Origin of the sequence: Nakamurella flava (assembly GCF_005298075.1) — a bacterium.
GTDB lineage: Bacteria > Actinomycetota > Actinomycetes > Mycobacteriales > Nakamurellaceae > Nakamurella > Nakamurella flava.
This window is the reverse complement of sequence record NZ_SZZH01000001.1, coordinates 651,838-667,905: the sequence shown is the minus strand read 5'-3', so window position 1 is coordinate 667,905 and position 16,068 is coordinate 651,838. Positions and strand designations below refer to the sequence as shown.

The 16,068-nt window shown below is 71.7% G+C and carries 13 protein-coding genes; 5 read left to right on the top strand and 8 right to left on the bottom strand.

Annotation, left to right across the window (positions count from 1 at the left end; all coding sequences use genetic code 11):
* Nucleotides 1-50 precede the first annotated feature (50 nt).
* The 3 genes from FDO65_RS03010 to mgrA all read left to right on the top strand — a co-directional run bounded on the left by FDO65_RS03010 (nucleotide 51) and on the right by mgrA (nucleotide 2,498).
* Nucleotides 51-464, top strand: coding sequence for a hypothetical protein (locus tag FDO65_RS03010; RefSeq protein WP_137447980.1), 414 nt, complete (start codon nucleotides 51-53; stop codon nucleotides 462-464).
* Nucleotides 465-670: 206 nt separating this feature from the next.
* Entirely contained in the window at nucleotides 671-1,324 is a 654-nt protein-coding gene (locus tag FDO65_RS03005) for a hypothetical protein (RefSeq protein WP_137447979.1), read from the top strand.
* 130 nt (nucleotides 1,325-1,454) lie between these two features.
* Nucleotides 1,455-2,498: an L-glyceraldehyde 3-phosphate reductase gene (gene mgrA / locus FDO65_RS03000; RefSeq protein ID WP_137447978.1), complete on the top strand. Its 1,044-nt coding sequence runs from the start codon at nucleotides 1,455-1,457 to the stop codon at nucleotides 2,496-2,498.
* 19 nt (nucleotides 2,499-2,517) lie between these two features.
* Here the strand turns inward: mgrA and FDO65_RS02995 are convergent, their stop codons facing one another.
* Nucleotides 2,518-3,462, bottom strand: a complete 945-nt coding sequence (locus FDO65_RS02995) for a DMT family transporter (protein WP_137447977.1) — start codon at nucleotides 3,460-3,462, stop codon at nucleotides 2,518-2,520.
* 93 nt (nucleotides 3,463-3,555) lie between these two features.
* Between FDO65_RS02995 and FDO65_RS02990 the strand changes: the two genes are divergently transcribed.
* Entirely contained in the window at nucleotides 3,556-4,470 is a 915-nt protein-coding gene (locus FDO65_RS02990) for a LysR family transcriptional regulator (protein ID WP_137447976.1), read from the top strand.
* Here FDO65_RS02990 and FDO65_RS02985 read toward each other — a convergent pair.
* From FDO65_RS02985 to FDO65_RS02970, 4 genes are all read right to left on the bottom strand, one after another.
* A complete protein-coding gene (locus tag FDO65_RS02985) occupies nucleotides 4,454-6,070 on the bottom strand; it encodes a hypothetical protein (protein WP_205849743.1) in 1,617 nt (538 codons plus the stop codon). The genes FDO65_RS02990 and FDO65_RS02985 overlap by 17 nt on opposite strands.
* Nucleotides 6,067-8,649, bottom strand: a complete 2,583-nt coding sequence (locus tag FDO65_RS02980) for a glycosyltransferase family 2 protein (protein WP_240757389.1) — start codon at nucleotides 8,647-8,649, stop codon at nucleotides 6,067-6,069. Before FDO65_RS02980 ends, FDO65_RS02985 begins: the two co-directional genes overlap by 4 nt.
* Before the next feature lie 145 nt (nucleotides 8,650-8,794).
* Nucleotides 8,795-9,931, bottom strand: coding sequence for a helix-turn-helix transcriptional regulator (locus FDO65_RS02975; protein WP_205849742.1), 1,137 nt, complete (start codon nucleotides 9,929-9,931; stop codon nucleotides 8,795-8,797).
* The gene (locus FDO65_RS02970) at nucleotides 9,928-10,959 is read right to left on the bottom strand and encodes a helix-turn-helix transcriptional regulator (RefSeq protein WP_137447974.1); all 1,032 of its coding nucleotides are present in this window, start codon (nucleotides 10,957-10,959) and stop codon (nucleotides 9,928-9,930) included. Before FDO65_RS02970 ends, FDO65_RS02975 begins: the two co-directional genes overlap by 4 nt.
* Nucleotides 10,960-11,116: 157 nt before the next feature.
* Between FDO65_RS02970 and FDO65_RS02965 the strand changes: the two genes are divergently transcribed.
* Complete coding sequence (locus tag FDO65_RS02965) at nucleotides 11,117-11,686, top strand: FxsA family protein (protein ID WP_137447973.1); 570 nt, start codon at nucleotides 11,117-11,119, stop codon at nucleotides 11,684-11,686.
* On the opposite strand, the gene pafA is transcribed toward FDO65_RS02965, so the two are convergent.
* From pafA to FDO65_RS02950, 3 genes are all read right to left on the bottom strand, one after another.
* Nucleotides 11,670-13,028, bottom strand: coding sequence for a Pup--protein ligase (gene pafA / locus FDO65_RS02960; RefSeq protein ID WP_137447972.1), 1,359 nt, complete (start codon nucleotides 13,026-13,028; stop codon nucleotides 11,670-11,672). The genes FDO65_RS02965 and pafA overlap by 17 nt on opposite strands.
* Nucleotides 13,029-13,138: 110 nt before the next feature.
* Entirely contained in the window at nucleotides 13,139-14,314 is a 1,176-nt protein-coding gene (locus FDO65_RS02955) for a hemolysin family protein (protein ID WP_137447971.1), read from the bottom strand.
* Nucleotides 14,311-15,873, bottom strand: a complete 1,563-nt coding sequence (locus FDO65_RS02950; protein WP_137447970.1) for a hemolysin family protein — start codon at nucleotides 15,871-15,873, stop codon at nucleotides 14,311-14,313. Before FDO65_RS02950 ends, FDO65_RS02955 begins: the two co-directional genes overlap by 4 nt.
* Between the last annotated feature and the right edge of the window lie 195 nt (nucleotides 15,874-16,068).

The following is a 16,068-nucleotide window of genomic DNA, read 5'->3' as shown; positions in this document are numbered from 1 at the left end:
CGACCGGGAATGTCCGGTCCGGTCGAGGCCGCTCTCCGCACACTGGAAAGATGAGCGACCACCGACGACAGGCCCGGTCCCGGCCTCCCTTTGCCGCGGTCGTCGACGGTCTGCGACGGCGTCCACCCGCTCCGGAGCGCGACCGGCGAGCCCGGCTCCGGGCCCCGGACGGCCGAGTCTTCGTCGAGATCGACCCGGACCTCATCCCGGACGCCGCCGTGGACCTGGTCGCCGGCGGGGCGTCGGTGGCGTGGGACTCGTGCGGCTGCCGGGGGTACTGCGGCATCGAATGGTTCGATGCGGACGACACTGCGGTCCTGGTGCGCAGCGGCCCGCCGGTGTTCGTCCCGGCGAGCCGGAAGGTGCCGCACGCCGCGGGTCGGCTCAGTGCCTGGCACACCGACGACGGGCAGGTCCTGGTGCTGGCCAGCGGCGAGGTGCGCTGGGGCGGCCTGCTCTCCTGACGGTGGTGAGCGGCGGGTCCATGCCCCGCCGGCTCCAGCACCCGTTCGTATGTGTCGAGTCCGCACCGGGGCGTTCCGAACGGAGCGTTTCGTACCGTCGGAAGCGGCCCCGTCGTCACCGGGCCAACGGAACCGGGCGGCCGACACCCGGTCCGCCGACCCAGGGGAGCCGGACTGTGCACACCACGATGACCAACGATCAGCGCGTGAACGGGGCCGGCGGACGGCGATGGGGTCGCACCGCCGCAGTGGTGCTGGGGGCGGGGGTACTGACCTTCGGACTCAGCGCCTGCGGCGGGACCACCACCGTGACCACGGTCAGCTCAGGCGCGTCGACCTCGGCGCCGAGCACCGCGGCCGCCGCGCCGACCGGTGGAGTGGTGACGGTGGGCGCCGAATCCGTCGTCGTTCCGCTGGTGACGTCCAACGGCACGAAGGTCGGCACGGTGACCGTCGGACCGGACGGCAGTCTGAGCAACGACGACCTGACCAAGAACGAAGACGTCCCCGACGATCCCAATGGGACCGATGTGGTCACCACGCTGGTCGACAGCAACGGCGCCAAGATGGGCACCATCACCGTCCGGCCCGACGGGTCCGTCATCAGCATCACCGGGACCGGGACCGTCACCACCGGGTCCGGCGACGTCCCCGGCATGTCCATGCCGGAGATGTCCATGCCCGACATGTCCATGCCCGAGATGCGGATGGACATGAGCGGAATGCCCACGCCGACGGGCCGACCGGGGGATCAGGTCAACGACTCCGTCAACACCGGGGGCGCGCCGACGACCATCGCCCATACGTCCTGCAACTCGGACGGCAGCCAGTGCAACCGGTCGGAGATCATCCTGAACTGACCGTCGGCGGCGCTCGTCCGGGCCGGTCGGGTCGGCATCGGCGTGGACCCCGCGCGGACCGGGCACTGGGACGAAGCAGGATGGACGCGCGGCCGTGCACGTCGGCCGCCGATCGATGTGGAGGACTCCCATGACGTACCTGGCCGCCGAGGACCGTTACGAGACGATGCAGTACCGCCGGACCGGCCGCTCGGGTCTGGACCTGCCGCTGCTGTCCCTGGGCTACTGGCACAACTTCGGCGACGACGTACCTTTCGAGACGCAGCGGGCGATCAGCCGGCGGGCCTTCGACCTGGGCATCACCCACCACGATCTGGCCAACAACTACGGCCCGCCCTACGGCTCGTCGGAGATCAACTTCGGCCGGCTGATGCGGGAGGACTTCCGCCCGTACCGGGACGAGATGATCGTCTCCACCAAGGCCGGCTGGGACATGTGGCCCGGCCCGTACGGTCAGGGCGGCGGCAGCCGGAAGTACGTCCTGGCCTCCCTCGACCAGTCGCTGCGCCGGCTCGACCTGGACTACGTCGACATCTTCTACTCGCACCGGCTGGACGCGACGACGCCCCTCGAGGAGACGATGGGCGCGCTGCACACCGCGGTGCAGCAGGGCAAGGCGCTGTACGTCGGCATCTCCTCCTACGACGCCGACCGCACCCGCCAGGCCGCCGCCATCCTGCGCGACCTCGGCACCCCCCTGCTCATCCACCAGCCGTCGTACTCGATGATCAACCGCTGGATCGAGACCGACGGACTGCTCGACGCCGCCGGCGAGATCGGTTGCGGCGTCATCGGTTTCACCGCCCTGGCCCAGGGTCTGCTCACCGGCCGCTACCTGGACGGCATCCCGGAGGACTCCCGGGCGGCGGCCGGCAAATCCCTGAACCCGGACTCCATCACCCCGGACGTCGTCGAACACCTGCGGGCCCTGAACCGGATCGCCGAGCAGCGCGGCCAGTCCCTGTCGCAGCTGGCCCTGGCGTGGGCCCTGCGCGACGAGCGGGTCACCTCGCTCGTCATCGGGGCCTCCCGGGTGTCGCAGCTGGAACAGAACGTCGCCGCCCTGGACACCCTCGGGTTCACCGACGACGATGTGAAGGCCATCGACGAGCACTCCGTGGGCCTGCTGGACGTCGACCTGTGGGCCGACGCCCGGTCGGGCAAGCTGGGTTGACCCCGGCGCGCCGGGGCGGTCAGCGCACCGTCCCGGCGCCGCGCACGGCGTCGACCACCGGAGCGCTGATCGGGCGGCGACCCTGACGCACTCGTACCCGACTGATCGCCACCCCGGTCAGGGCCAGCACGCCGCCCACCATGCGCCACACCGTCGGCACCTCCCCCAGGGTCAGCCACGACAGCAGCACGGCGATGGCGGGCACGGCGAGCGTCGTCGCGGCCATCCGCCCGGCATCGGTCCGGGCCAGGGCGTAGGCCCAGGTGAGGAACGCGACGGCAGTGGGACCCACGCCGAGGAAGACCACCCCGGCGACCGCCCCGGGCGAGGCGGCGGACAGCTCACCCACCGCCTGCGGGGCGAAGGGCAGGGTGGCCAGCAGGCCGGCGGCACACCCCACCCAGGTCGCCGTCAGGGCGTCGACCGAGCGAAGCGCGACCTTCTGCAACAGCACCCCCGCGGAGTAGAGCACGGCCGCGGCCAACGCCAGGACGACCCCGAGAGTGTCGGCCACCCCACCGGACTCACCACCGACCGCGATGATCACGACGCCCACGAAGGCGACCAGCAGGCCGACGACGAGCGGCCGCGGGAAACCCTCGCCGAAGACCACGCCGGCGACGACGGCGACCAGGATCGGCGCGACGTTGACCACCAGCGCCGCGGTGCCGGCGTCCAGATGGAGTTCGGCCCAGTTGAGCATCACCGTGTAGCCGGCGAACCACAGCACGCCGTAGCCGACGACGAGGGCCAGGGCGCGGCCCCGGGGCAGCGGGCGCCGGTACCGCAGGGCGACGACGGACAGCACGACGAGGCCGACGCACAGGCGACTGACGGCCAGCACCCCGGGCGACAGCTCGGCGCCGACGTCGCGGATGACGACGAACGCACTCGCCCACAGCAGGACCGTCACGGCAGCGGCCGGGCCGGCCAGCGAACGAACGGGCGGAATGCGAGAGGTCATGACGACGACCCTCCCCCGCCCCGGACATCAGCACAAGCGACGATTTCTGGCGGACCATTCAGCTCGGCTCAACTGTTAGCTAGCCTGGTCCGCATGGATGTCCACCGCCTCCGCGTGCTGCGCGCCGTCGTCGCCGCCGGTTCGGTCCACGGCGCCGCCACCACCCTCGGGTACACCGCCTCCGCGATCTCCCAGCACCTGACGGCGCTGCAGCGGGAGACCGGGCTGCCTCTGGTGCAGCGCGCCGGCCGGGGTATCGAACCCACGGCGGCCGGCCGCGCGGTCGCCGACGCCGCAGCCGGACTCTTCCATGAACTCGCCGAGCTGGACGCGCTGGTCGCCGACCTGCGCTCCGGTCGGGACGGCGCCCTGTCGGTCAGCTACTTCGCCTCCGCCGGGAGCGCCTGGATCCCCGGGGTGGTCGCGGCCGTCACCCGCGACTTCCCCCGGTTGCGGCTCGACCTGCGACTCCTCGAACTCACCGGGCCGGACGCCGGGGCACCGGACATCGAGATCGCCGTCGACGACGGGTCCGGCGGGGGCCGCCCGGGATACCGCTGCCGACCCCTGGTCACCGAGCCCTACTTCGCCGTCGTCCGGGCCGGCAGCCCCCTCGCGGGCCGCGCCGACGTCGACCTGGTCGAGCTGCGGAGCGAACCGTGGGTCGACAACGACGTGGCCCGGGGGCCCTGCCGACAGGCGCTCCTGGACGCCTGCACCACCGCCGGGTTCAGTCCGACGTTCCACATCGAGACCCAGGACTATCCGACCGCGATCCGCTTCGTCGCCGCCGGGGTGGGCGTCACCGTCGTTCCCCGGCTCGCGCTGCTGGATCTCCCGCCGGGCGTCGTGGCCGTGCCGATCGTGAACCCGACACCACGGCGGTCGATCTCCGTCCAGGTCGCGGAATCCATGGTCGACAACCTCGCCGCGGTGCGCATTCTCGAGTTGCTGGCCGACCAGGTCGACGCCTGGACGCAGGATCGCAGGCTCAGTTCGGCTGGGTGAGCAACTCCCAGGGCGACGGTGTGTCCGGATTGGTCGGCGGGGTGCCGGGGACGTCACCCTTGGTCCAGAACCGGGCCTGCCAGCCGATGCCGTCGTGCAGGACCCGACTGCCGGCGTTGTACACCTCGTCGGCGTTCCAGTCGGGGTAGGTCCCGGCCGGCAGGGTCGGCGTGGGCACCGGGGTGTCGCCGGGCAGGACGGGCCCGATCAGCGTCCACGGGGACTGGGCCGCCGTGGCCACCGGCAGGTCCGGCTGGTCGCCCTGGGTGTACCACTTCGCCTGATAGACGTTCTTGCGCCACACCACCTTGGTGTCCTTGGCGTACCCCTGGTTCGTGTTCCAGATCTGGTACGGCGAGGTCGCCGGGTCGTCGACGACCTCGGTGGTCGTCCCGCGTCCCGGTTGCCCGGCCCCGGAGGTCGGCGCGGCCGAGGCTTCGGTGGTCCCGGTCGGGTCGGCGCCGGCGGTGGGGGTCGCGGCCGTCGCCCCGCCGAACTGGCCGAGGACCGCGCCGAAGGCGCCGGGCTGCTGATCGACCCCGCTGCAGACGTCCGAGACCACCGTGACGTCGGGATAGTTGGGCCCGCAGGCCTTGTCCCGGTTCGCCGACCACATCGACAGTCGACCGAGCTTCTGCTGCTGGGCGAAGACCAGCATCCGGGTCGCGTCGTCGAGGGTGAAGATCTCGCTCGGGATGTCGTTCTGACCGATCATCGGGGTCGAACCGACGAGGTTCCAGGCCTGGGTGTCACTGAGGTCCAGTCCCGCGTCCGCCCACACCGATCGGATCTGCCCGTGCAGCGCGGTCAGCGCGAGCTCACCCTGCTCAGCCATGGTGCGACCCGGCGGGAACGGCTCGCCGTAGTCCATCGTCATGGCGTTGACACCGGCCGGTCGGACCCCGCCGGCCAGCATCGCGGACAGCACCGCCCGGCCCTGATCGGTCACTCCGGTGGAGATCACCGGCAGGGTCAGCCAGACGTCGAGGGCCTTGCCCGTGGCCTGCCGCTGCGCCACCAGGGCGGCGATCGCCTGTGCGCGCCGCTGGTTCACCTCGGGTGTCATCGACGGCTGCCCCTCGATGTCGAGATCGATCTGGGTCAGGTCGTACCGCTCCACGACGGAGGCATAGGCGGCCGTCAGCGCGGCCGTGTCCGTGCAACCGATGGCCAGCTCGGAATTGGCCGCGCCGCCGAACGACACCGACACCGTGCCGCCGAGTTGCCGGAGCCGGGCCACCCGCCGGTCCAGGTCGAGTTGCGCGGCGGCCTCGTCCAGTGAGTACGCCCCGCCCCAACTCGGCTGGCAGGGGGTCTCCCGGCCGCTGACGATGAAAGCCAGCACCGCCGAGGACGTCGTCGCGTCCTCGAAGGCGTACCGCGGGGTCGAGGTCACGTCGACGTAGGGCGCGAACAGCGTCGGCGGTCCCACCGCGGCCGTGGCCGCGGCCTGCTGTTCCCGCATCCAGTACCACCCTCCGCCGATCGCCGCCGCCACGACCGCGATCACCAGGCCCACCCGGAACCAGGACAGGTGCCGACCCGACCCGTCCGGCGGGGCCTGCGTCGCCCCGGCGTCGATGGCGTCGCCCTCGTTCACGATTGTTCGACCGTCCGTTCCCCGTGTCCGTCCACACGCCGATCGGGCGTGCGCCGGCTCCCGTCGCGTTCCGCCGGATTACGCCGATCACCCGCGCGCCGGTGCGGTACGGCCGGATCACCATCCCGGCGGTCGGCCGCCGTACCGCCACCCCGCCCGTCCGGCCGGTCGGTCGCACGCCGTCCGTAACCCTGCGGTACCCGGTCCCCCGCGCGCCGCCCGTACAGGACCGGGGCCTCCGGGACATCGGCGAGAATTTTGAAGGCGCCGGCACTCTCGGAGACGTACTCACCGGTCGCGGTGCCCGCCGCACCCTGGTAGAGCACCTCGTGCCACCCGGGGGGAGCCGGTTCGGGGGCGGCCCGGCGCCGTCGGACCCGCACGACCTCCCGCGGCTTGTCGTCGACGTACAGCCGCTCGACGAAGCCCAGCCAGACGTCGACCAGCGCGAACCGCACGCCGACCAGGGCCACGAGCGCGTACGTGGCCGTCGAGGCGTTGAACGCGCCGAAGACGACGTTGCCCCAGAAGCCGTTCACCCAGCCCCGCCAGGCCGTCCACACCGACCAGCCGATGATGACGAACGGCGTGAAGGCGAACAGCAGCGGTGTGGCCGTGCGGTTGGCGACCTTGGGGGTGCGGGCGAACGGGATCCGGCGGCCGGTGATGGCCTGCTGGATCGACTTGAACACCCCGGCGAGGTTGACCGGCAGCAGGATGAGGTTGAAGCCGTAGACCCGGAAGATGTCCATCCGCTTGTACCCGCAGCGATGGAGATCCGACGACATCGCGGCGAAGTACGGGAGCGCGGCCAGCAGCACCAGCGGGCTGAGCAGCCGATTGTTGAACGGGTAGACCAGCAGCAGCACCAGGGCGAAACTGCTCCAGCAAGTCGAGGCGAGATAGTTGACCCGGAGCAGGGTCTCGATCGTCCGGTCGTTCTGCGCCCGCTTGCTCCGGGCCTGCCGCAGTGTCCACAACTTGGGCAGGATGATCAGACCACCGTTGGCCCAGCGGCGGCGTTGGATGCAGAGCGACCCGAAGTCCGGCGGCGTCGCCGAATAGCTCAGCCGCTCCGGATAATTCAGCAACCACCAGCCGTGGATCGCCATGTCGACACTGGATTCGGTGTCCTCGATGACGGTGCGGTCCATCACGTAGCGGCGGATCTCGAAACCGCCCTGGTGTTCGATCTCGACGATGTCGTCCAGGGCTCGTTTGCGGATCACCGCATTGGCCCCCACCCAGAACGTCGCACCGTAGTAGCTCATCCCCTGGTGCACGATGTGCTGCAGGTCCGTGGTCGCCCCGGACAGTCGCTCCATTCGGGTCGGCGACCCGGGGAACGCCGAATACGGCGTCTGCACGACGGCGAGCTTCGCGTTCTCCGGCTGGCACATCACGTACACCAGGCGCAGGCAGTACTCGGGCAGCACGATGCTGTCGGCGTCCAGGGTCAGGATGAAGTCGGCGTCCGGGATCATCACCGAACCGGACGCGCCGGCGGTGGCCAGCACCGTGCCCTGCGGGGTCTCCCGGACCTCGTAGCTGTGCCCCATCAACCCGATGTAGCTGTTGAGGTTCATCGCCTTGTTCGCCTCCTGCGAGAGGGAGCTGTAGAGCTTGCGCTCGAACGAGGTCACCTCCCCGCGGAACGTCCAGGCCAGCCGGCGGTGCAACTGGAGCATGCGGGCGTGCGGTAGCGGGCTCCGATCGTCGGCCCCCGCGAGCAGCGCGGCCCGCACCGCGGCGAAGTCGTCGGCCAGGCCGCCCAGCACCTGCTCGGCGAAGAACACGTCGACGTGGTCGGTGATCGGCTCCTCGGCCTGCCGGGCGCGCAGCCACCGCACGGCCCAGTCGAACTCCGCGGCCAACTCCCGCATGGCGGTCAGCGCCTGCTCGGGTGTCGGGTCCACGCTGGTCATCTCGAACCGCTCCAGCGTGCCGGCGAACCGCTCCCGGGGTTCACCCAGCCACTGCTCCAACTCCCCCGGCAGTGCCCGGGCCCCTTCCAGCAGTCCCCGGTCCGCGACCGACTTCGGGTGCGGCGGATCGTCCAGCAGCAGCACCACCCGCAGGAACGGGTACTCCTGCAGCAGGGCCGAGAGCAGTGTCTTGCGCACCACCGCGATCTCCTCGCGGTAGGAGGGCACCAGCACGGTCATCGTCGGCAGCGTCGTGTCGAAGAACCCGTCGATGACCGCCCGCGGCACCCGGCGGTGGGCCCGGCTGCGGTACAGGGCCCCCTGCCGGGCGACCAGGTAGAGCAGCGCGGACAGGGCCAGCACCGAGGTGATGCCGACGTAGACGATGGTCTCGACCAGGAACCCGATGTTGTTCTGGTACGAGCTGTTGATGATGCCGGTGATGAAGTACCCGAAGACGTAGGCCAGCCAGGCCAGGATGGTGAAGATGATCGCGATCCGACCGATGGCGATGAGACCGTCGCTGGCCAGCGGCGCGACCGGGGGAAGCGGTCGGTCCCGCAGGTCGGATCCGCGCTGACGACGCCAGCCCTCGGGTCCGATCATGACGGCGACCGGGGCGGGGTCCGACGACTCACGACCTGCACTCGACATCCCACCTTGTCCGCGGTCCGACAGCGTCCGATGACGGTGCATGACCGACGGTGCGGCCCCGATCAGCCTAGAAAAAGTCGGGCATTCTTCGCGCAGCGCGAAGCCTGGACTCACCTGATGGATACCTCGAGTCGTGGACCCGGAGTCAGTCGACCTGCTCGCCGTACAGAGCCAGTGCGGCGCTCGCGCGCTCGTCGACCACCGCGGCCAGATCGGCGGGCGCCTCGATGACGGCGTCACCGCCCAGCGACAGCACCAGCCGGGTCAGCCACGCCTCGCCGGTGGCCTGCAGGCGGACCCTGATCGCCCCGTCGGCGGCGTCGTCGGACAACTCCTCGACCGCCTCGACGGGGTAGTACTCCGGCACCCACCGGGCGGCGTGGCCCAACCGGAGGGTGACGGTCGCGGACTGTGGGCCCGGGTGGAAGACCTTGTCCGGGACGTCGGAATCGGCCCACAGGGTCGGCTGGGCCGGCTCGTCGAGCAACACCCGCGCGTCCTCGATCCGGTCGACCCGGAAGTGCCGGATGGAACCGACCAGGTGGCAGTAGGCCTCCAGGTACGAATGCCCGTCGGTGACCAGCACGCGCAGCGGATCGACGGTCCGTTCGGTCATCTCGTCCCGGGAGGCGGTGTAGTAGCGCATCCACAGCCGCCGCCCCAGCCGCAGGGCGTCCCGGACGACCCCGAGCGCCGGGGCCGGATCGGCCGCGGCCACCTGCACCACCGGGGTGTCCTGCGCCGCGACCGCCTCGCGCCCGGTGTGCTGTTCGAGTTTGGCCAGCGCCGAGCGCACCGCGTCGTCGTCGACCAGGCCGGGCAGATCGGCCAACGCCCGGAGCGCGACCGTCAGCGCGATCGCCTCGTCACCGGTGAGGCGGACCGGGCGCTCGATCCCGGCGTCGAAGGCGATCGACACCGTCCCGCCATCGTCGTCCAGGACGACGTCGATCAGATCGTCCGGGTAGTAGCCGGGCAGGCCGCACACCATCAGCAGGTCGAGATCGCTGGCGATCTGTCGGGTGCTCACCCCGAACTCGGCCGCCAGTTCCTCCACCCGCACCCCGGGGCGCCGGGACACGTACGGCACCAGGGCGAGCATGCGGGTAAGCCGGTCGCTGGCCGTCTCCCGGACCACCGTCCGACCGGCCCGGCCGTCCCGCGGGCGGGTGCCGTCGGCGTCCCCGGTGCCGTCGCCGGCCGGGTCGTCGTTGGCCGCCGACGGACCGGGGGCCGGCTGTGCGGCCGGCCGGCGGGGGCGACGGCCGGGCGGGCGGGTCATGTTCTCTCCGTTCCGGCCGGCCGACCGGCGGCCCGGGCCCCGCGCAGCAGGCGGACGACCGCGGTGCGCAGGTCCTCCGGTTCCAGGACGACCACGTCGGGGCCGTGACCGGCGATCCGTTGGGCCGTGGACCACAGCCCGCTCATCGGAATGCTCAACCGGTCCCAGTCCCCCGGGAGCCGACCGACCTCGGGACCGGGTTCCGCGGTGTCGGTGATCCCCGGCTCGGAATGCACCGCGACCGCCGAACGCCGGAGCCCGACAGCACGCCCGGGCCGGACCAGCACGGTGGCCGACCGGTCCGGCGCCTGCCGGACCGAGGCCCGCACCTGGGCCATCAGGTCGATGCCGGGGGGAACCCGGACGGCGCCGGCCCGGCCGATCGCCGACACCGGCTCGGTGATGCGCGACAGGCGGAACGTCCGCTGCTCACCGCGGTCCCGATCGTGCCCGATGACGTACCACCGGCCGTGGTACGAGACCAACCCGTAGGGCTCGACGGTCCGGGTCACCGGAGGGCGGCCGGGGTCCCGGCGGTACCCGAACTGCACCGCGCGGCGGGCACGCACCGCCGCGAACAGCGGCTCGAAGGCCGGGTCGCCGGTGCGGACGCGCGGTTGCAAGAGGTCAGCGGCCGCGAACTCGTCCGGCTCGTCCGCCTGCTGGCCCGGCCCGGCGTCCCGGATCTTACGCAGCGCGCCGGCCCCGGCCCGGTCCAGCGCCGTCGTCGACCACAACCGGCCGGCCAGGGCCAGGGCAGCGGTCTCGTCGGGGGTGAAGCTCAACTCGGGCAGGGTCAGTTCGCCGGCCACGATCCGGTAGCCGTCGGCGCCGTCGGTCTGCACCGGGATACCCGACTCGCGCAGCTCCTGTTTGTCCCGCTCGAAGGTGCGGAAGAACGCCTCCTCGGTGGGGGCGTCGCCGTACCCGGCGACCTTCTCCCGGATCCAGGCGGCGGTGCGGTAGCGCGGCGAGTTCACCAGGGCGATCACCAGGTTCAGCAGCCGTTCCGCCTTCGCCGTCGCCACCGGACCAGCCTGTCACACCGGCCGCGACGGTCCCGGCAGGGACGCGGAGCGGGGGCCGGTGACACTCCGGTCACGCTCAGGGAGAACGTTCGGGGAGAACACAGCGACTTCCCGGCCCCGGCGGGACCTTTGCGGCGGTTCCGTGCGTTGTCCGGGTATGCCGCTGCTCGTGTACCTCATTCTCGAGATCGCCGTCGTCCTACTGGTCGGGTCCTGGATCGGGGTCGGCTGGACGTTGCTGGCCCTCGTCGCCAGCACGGTCATCGGCGTGCTCATCGCCCGCCGCGAGGGCCTGCGGGCGCTGGGCGCGCTGCGGGGGCGGGGTGGCGGAGCCCCGGAACTGACGGACGGCCTGCTCATCGGACTGGGCGGATTGCTCTTCGTCATCCCCGGGTTCCTCAGCGACCTGCTCGGCCTGATCCTGCTGCTCCCGCCCACCCGCCGGGCGGTCCGCAACCGGATGCTCCGCGGCGCCGGCAGCCGGGTGCCCGGACTGCGGATGTTCGTGCTGCGCCCGGACGGCACGGTCGGCGCGGCCACCGTCGTCGACGGATCGGTGGTCGACCCGTCGAGCGCTCCCACCCCGGGAGGGGCGGCGAACGGATCGGCCACCCGCATACTCCCGGCCCGTCCGGCCGGGCGGCCTGCCGCAGCCGGCGGATCCGTCATCGACGGGTCGGTGATCGACGGCTCGATCGACGAGCCGCCGGCTACATCGACTCGATGAGGCGGGTGACCCGTTCGTCCTCGGACTTGAACGGGTCCTTGAGCAGCACCGTCCGCTGGGCCTGGTCGTTGAGCTTGAGGTGCACCCAGTCCACGGTGTAGTCGCGGCTCGCGTCCTGCGCGGCGGCGACGAACTCGCCCCGCAGCCGGGCGCGGGTGGTCTGCGGCGGCACCGTGGTCGCCTCGATGATCTTGTCCTCGGTGACCACCTGGGCCGCCCGCCCCTTGGCCACCAGCAGCGAGTACAGACCGCGACCCGGTCGGACATCGTGGTAGGTCAGGTCGATCTGGGCGATCCGCGGGTGGGTGAGATCCAGCCCGTGCTTGGTCGCGTACCCGTCGATCAGCTTCTTCTTGATGACCCAGTCGATCTCGGTGTCGACCCCGGACAGGTCCTGGGTCTGCACCGCGGTCAGGGTGCGTCCCCACAGGTCCAGGACCCGGTCGGTCACCGGATCACTGCCCCGCTTCTCGACGAACGCGGTGGCCCGCTCGAAGTAGTCGAGCTGCGCGTCCAGGGCGCAGATGTCGCCGCCGGTGGCCAGCCGGACCGGCCGCCGGCCCGTGGTGTCGTGGGAGATCTCACGGATGGCCCGGATCGGGTTCTCGAAGGTGAAGTCCCGCAGCGGTACGCCGGCCTCGATCATCTCCAGCACCAGGGCGGCGCTGCCCACCTTCAGCAACGTGGTGGTCTCGCTCATGTTCGAGTCGCCCACGATGACGTGCAGGCGGCGGTACCGCTCGGCATCTGCGTGTGGCTCGTCGCGGGTGTTGATGATCGGCCGCGACCGGGTGGTCGCGCTCGAGACCCCCTCCCAGATGTGGTCGGCCCGCTGGGACAGGCAGTAGGCGGCCCCCCGCGGCGACTGCAGGACCTTGCCGGCGCCGGCGATCAACTGCCGGGTCACCAGGAACGGGATCAGCCCGTCGGCGATCTTCGCGAACTCACCACCCCGGGTGATGAGGAAGTTCTCGTGGCAGCCGTAGGAGTTACCGGCCGAGTCGGTGTTGTTCTTGAACAGGTAGATGTCACCGCCGATGCCCTCCTCGGCGAGCCGCGCCTCGGCGTCGACGACCAGCTCCTGCAGGATGTGCTCGCCGGCCTTGTCGTGCGCGATCAGCGTCGGCAGGTCGTCGCACTCGGCCGTGGCGTACTCCGGATGCGAGCCCACGTCCAGGTACAGCCGGGACCCGTTGCGCAGGAAGACGTTCGACGAGCGCCCCCACGACACCACCCGCCGGAACAGGTACCGGGCGACCTCGTCGGGGCTCAGGCGACGCTGCCCGTGGAAGGTGCAGGTGATCCCGAACTCGGTCTCGATACCCATGATCCGACGCTGCATGTCTCCGAGCCTATGCCGAGCGGTCACCAGCGGTGCGGCCGACGGGGCCGAACGAAACCCCGGACCCCGGAACGGGGTCGGACCGCATCCGGTCCGCGCCCGCGGCGGCGTCAGCCGGTCTCCGCCACCCGGCCACGATCCGGGCGTCGTCGAGTCGCGTCGCGGATCTCGCCCACCAGGGTCTCCAGGACGTCCTCCAGCATCAGCAGGCCGATGCCGCCCCCCGGGTCCACGTCCCGATCCGCCTGGCCGTCGCCCTCGACGCGTTCCGGCCGCCCGCCGGCCGTGAGTCGGGCCACCGGGGTACCGGGCGCACCGGAACCGGCCGGAACCTGCAGCGCCACCTCGGCCATGTGCGCGCCGAGCCGGCGCATGCGATCCAGTGCGGTCCGCAGATCGGTGTCCGGGGCCACCGCCGGCAGGGCCCGGATGCGGTCCGTCGGGACCGGCTCGTCCCGTCGGGCGGCCGGGATGTCCACGACGTCGCGGATGTGCAGGTAGCCGGAGAACGAGCCGTCGGGTTGCTGCACCGGGAACCGGGAGAACCCGGTGCGGGCGCAGGCGCGCTCGATGTCGGCGGCCGTCGCCCCGGCGGGTACCGACACCACGTCCGCGTCCGGGACCATCACCGATTCCACGACCGAGACGTCGAAGTCCAGGGCCGAGGTGATCAACTCCCGGTCCTCCGGGTCGAGCAGACCCTCCGCGCTCGACTCCCGGACCAGGTCGGCGACCTCCTCACGGGTGAACGCGGACGCCACCTCGTCCCGGGGTTCCCGACCGGTGAGCCGGACCATCGCGTTGGCGAAGGCGTTGAGCGCCCGGATGATCGGCCCGATGGCCGTGGAGATCGCGAGCATGGCCGGGGCCAGCGCGATCGCTGTCTTCTCCGGGCCGGCGATGGCGATGTTCTTGGGCACCATCTCGCCCAGGGCCACGTGCGCCGACACCACCAGGAACAGGGCCAGCACCAGCGACACCGGATGCAACCAGGCCTCCGGCACGCCCAGGCCGTGGAACACCGGCTCCAGCAGGGCGGCGACGGCCGGCTCACCCAAGGCACCGAGCAGCACCCCGCAGAGCGTGATGCCCAACTGGGCGCACGCCATCATCAGCGACACCTGTTCCATGGCCCGCAGGGCCGACCGGGCCCGGCTGCTGGTGACGGCCATCGGCTCGACGACCGTCCGGCGCGCGGCGATCAGGGAGAACTCGGCGGCCACGAAGAAGGCGCTCGCGGCCAGCAGGAACACCACGAGCAGCAGCAACAGCCATTGGGTGGTCATCGGCTGCTCCGGCTGCCGCCGGCGGACGGGAGGTCGGCGGCGGTACCGCGCCGGATCCCGGACGCCGGGTCGCCGGCCGTACGGGCCGCCGACCGGTCGTCGGCGCCGCGGGCGTTGTTCGCGTCCTCGGCCTCCGGATCGTCCAGCCGGACGGCGGACAACAGGACCGTCTCGATGCGCCGGCGGGCCAGCCGGAAGACCAGCAGCCGGACCGTCACGGCCCGGGGCAGGTCGTCGGACTCCTCGGCGACCGGGGGGATGGGGACGTCCTCGGTGCCGACCCCGCCCTTGTCCGCGGCCACCCCCAGCGACGCGGACGCCGACATGGTGGCCTCCACCTCCACCGAGTCGTTGATGACCGGCATGCGGCCGAGCCGCGCCAGCACCAACCCGGCCACGGTCTCGTACGCCCCGGACTCGGGCAGGCTGACGCCGGTCAGCTCGGTGATCTCGTCCGGGCGCAGGGTGCCCGGCAACAGCCACACGCCGTCGGAGCGGCGTTCCCCCCGGACGGCGGCCCGGTCGTGCTCGTCGGTGATCTCACCGACCAGCTCCTCGACCACGTCCTCCAGGGTGAGGATGCCGGCCGTGCCGCCGTACTCGTCGGCGACGACGGCCAACTGCAGGCCCTGGTCGCGCAGCAGTTCGAGCAGGTCGTCCAATGGCATGGACCCGGGCACGACGGGGACGTCGACCATCAGCTGCGACACCCGCACCGCCGGCCGTTCGTCGGGTGGCACCGCGACCGCCCGCTTGAGATGGACCAACCCGACGACGTCATCGGTGTCCTGCCCCGAGACCGGGAACCGGGAGTGTCCGGTGTCGATCGCCGCCTGCAGCACCGCGTCGGCGTCGTCGTCGGCCTTGACGAACCGCACCTGCGTCCGCGGGGTCAGCACGTCGTCGGCCGTCTTGTCGGAGAAGGCGATGGACCGGGCCAGCAGCCCGGCGGTGGGCGCCTCGAGCGTGCCCTGGGCGGCCGATCGGCGGACCAGGGAGCCCAGTTCCTGCGGCGAGCGGGCCGACCGCAGCTCCTCCTGGGGCTCGACGCCGATGAGGCGCAGCACCCCGTTGGCCGTGCCGTTGAGGAACCAGATGAGCGGCCGGAAGATCATCGTCGACACGCGCATCGGCCGGACGATCGTCTTGGCCGTCTCCAAGGGTTCGGCGATGGCGATGTTCTTCGGCACCAGCTCGCCGAACACCATCGACAGCACCGTGGCGACGACCAGCGCCAGCACCACGGACACCGACGATGCCGCCGCCTCGCCGATGCCGACCCAGCCCAGCGGGACCGACAGCAGCCGGGCCAGCGACGGTTCCATCACGAAACCCAGGGCCAGGGTGGTCACGGTGATCCCGACCTGTGCCCCGGACAGATGCGTGGACAGCTGACGCAGCGCGGCCTGCAGGGAGGCGGCACCGGAGTCGCCACCGGCCGCCTCCCGGGCCACGGTGGCCCGGTCCACGGTCACGAAACTGAACTCGGCCGAGACGTAGAGCGCGGTCCCGGCGACCAGGAGCAGCCCGACCAGCAGCAGCAGCCATTCGACGATCACGGCGCGGCCACCCGCCGAGCGATGGCCCTCTCACCCACCGGGCACCTCACGCCCCGGACACTGCCTTCGTCACTGCGGGCCAACCCCTTCGCATTCACGCCCACACCGATCCGGTGCCGGCGGCGGTGGACGGTGTGCGCACGACGGTAGTGCACCCCTCCGACAACGGGTTCCACCGCGGACCACGCGAGGATC

Excerpts from the sequence above, each read along its gene's own strand:
- FDO65_RS02975 (WP_205849742.1), bottom strand. The coding sequence starts at position 9,931 with ATGACCCGCCCGCCCGGCCGTCGCCCCCGCCGGCCGGCCGCACAGCCG.
- FDO65_RS02990 (WP_137447976.1), top strand. The coding sequence starts at position 3,556 with ATGGATGTCCACCGCCTCCGCGTGCTGCGCGCCGTCGTCGCCGCCGGT.
- mgrA (WP_137447978.1), top strand. The coding sequence starts at position 1,455 with ATGACGTACCTGGCCGCCGAGGACCGTTACGAGACGATGCAGTACCGC.
- FDO65_RS02965 (WP_137447973.1), top strand. The coding sequence starts at position 11,117 with ATGCCGCTGCTCGTGTACCTCATTCTCGAGATCGCCGTCGTCCTACTG.
- FDO65_RS03010 (WP_137447980.1), top strand. The coding sequence starts at position 51 with ATGAGCGACCACCGACGACAGGCCCGGTCCCGGCCTCCCTTTGCCGCG.
- FDO65_RS02980 (WP_240757389.1), bottom strand. The coding sequence starts at position 8,649 with ATGTCGAGTGCAGGTCGTGAGTCGTCGGACCCCGCCCCGGTCGCCGTC.
- FDO65_RS02995 (WP_137447977.1), bottom strand. The coding sequence starts at position 3,462 with ATGACCTCTCGCATTCCGCCCGTTCGTTCGCTGGCCGGCCCGGCCGCT.
- FDO65_RS02955 (WP_137447971.1), bottom strand. The coding sequence starts at position 14,314 with ATGACCACCCAATGGCTGTTGCTGCTGCTCGTGGTGTTCCTGCTGGCC.
- pafA (WP_137447972.1), bottom strand. The coding sequence starts at position 13,028 with ATGCAGCGTCGGATCATGGGTATCGAGACCGAGTTCGGGATCACCTGC.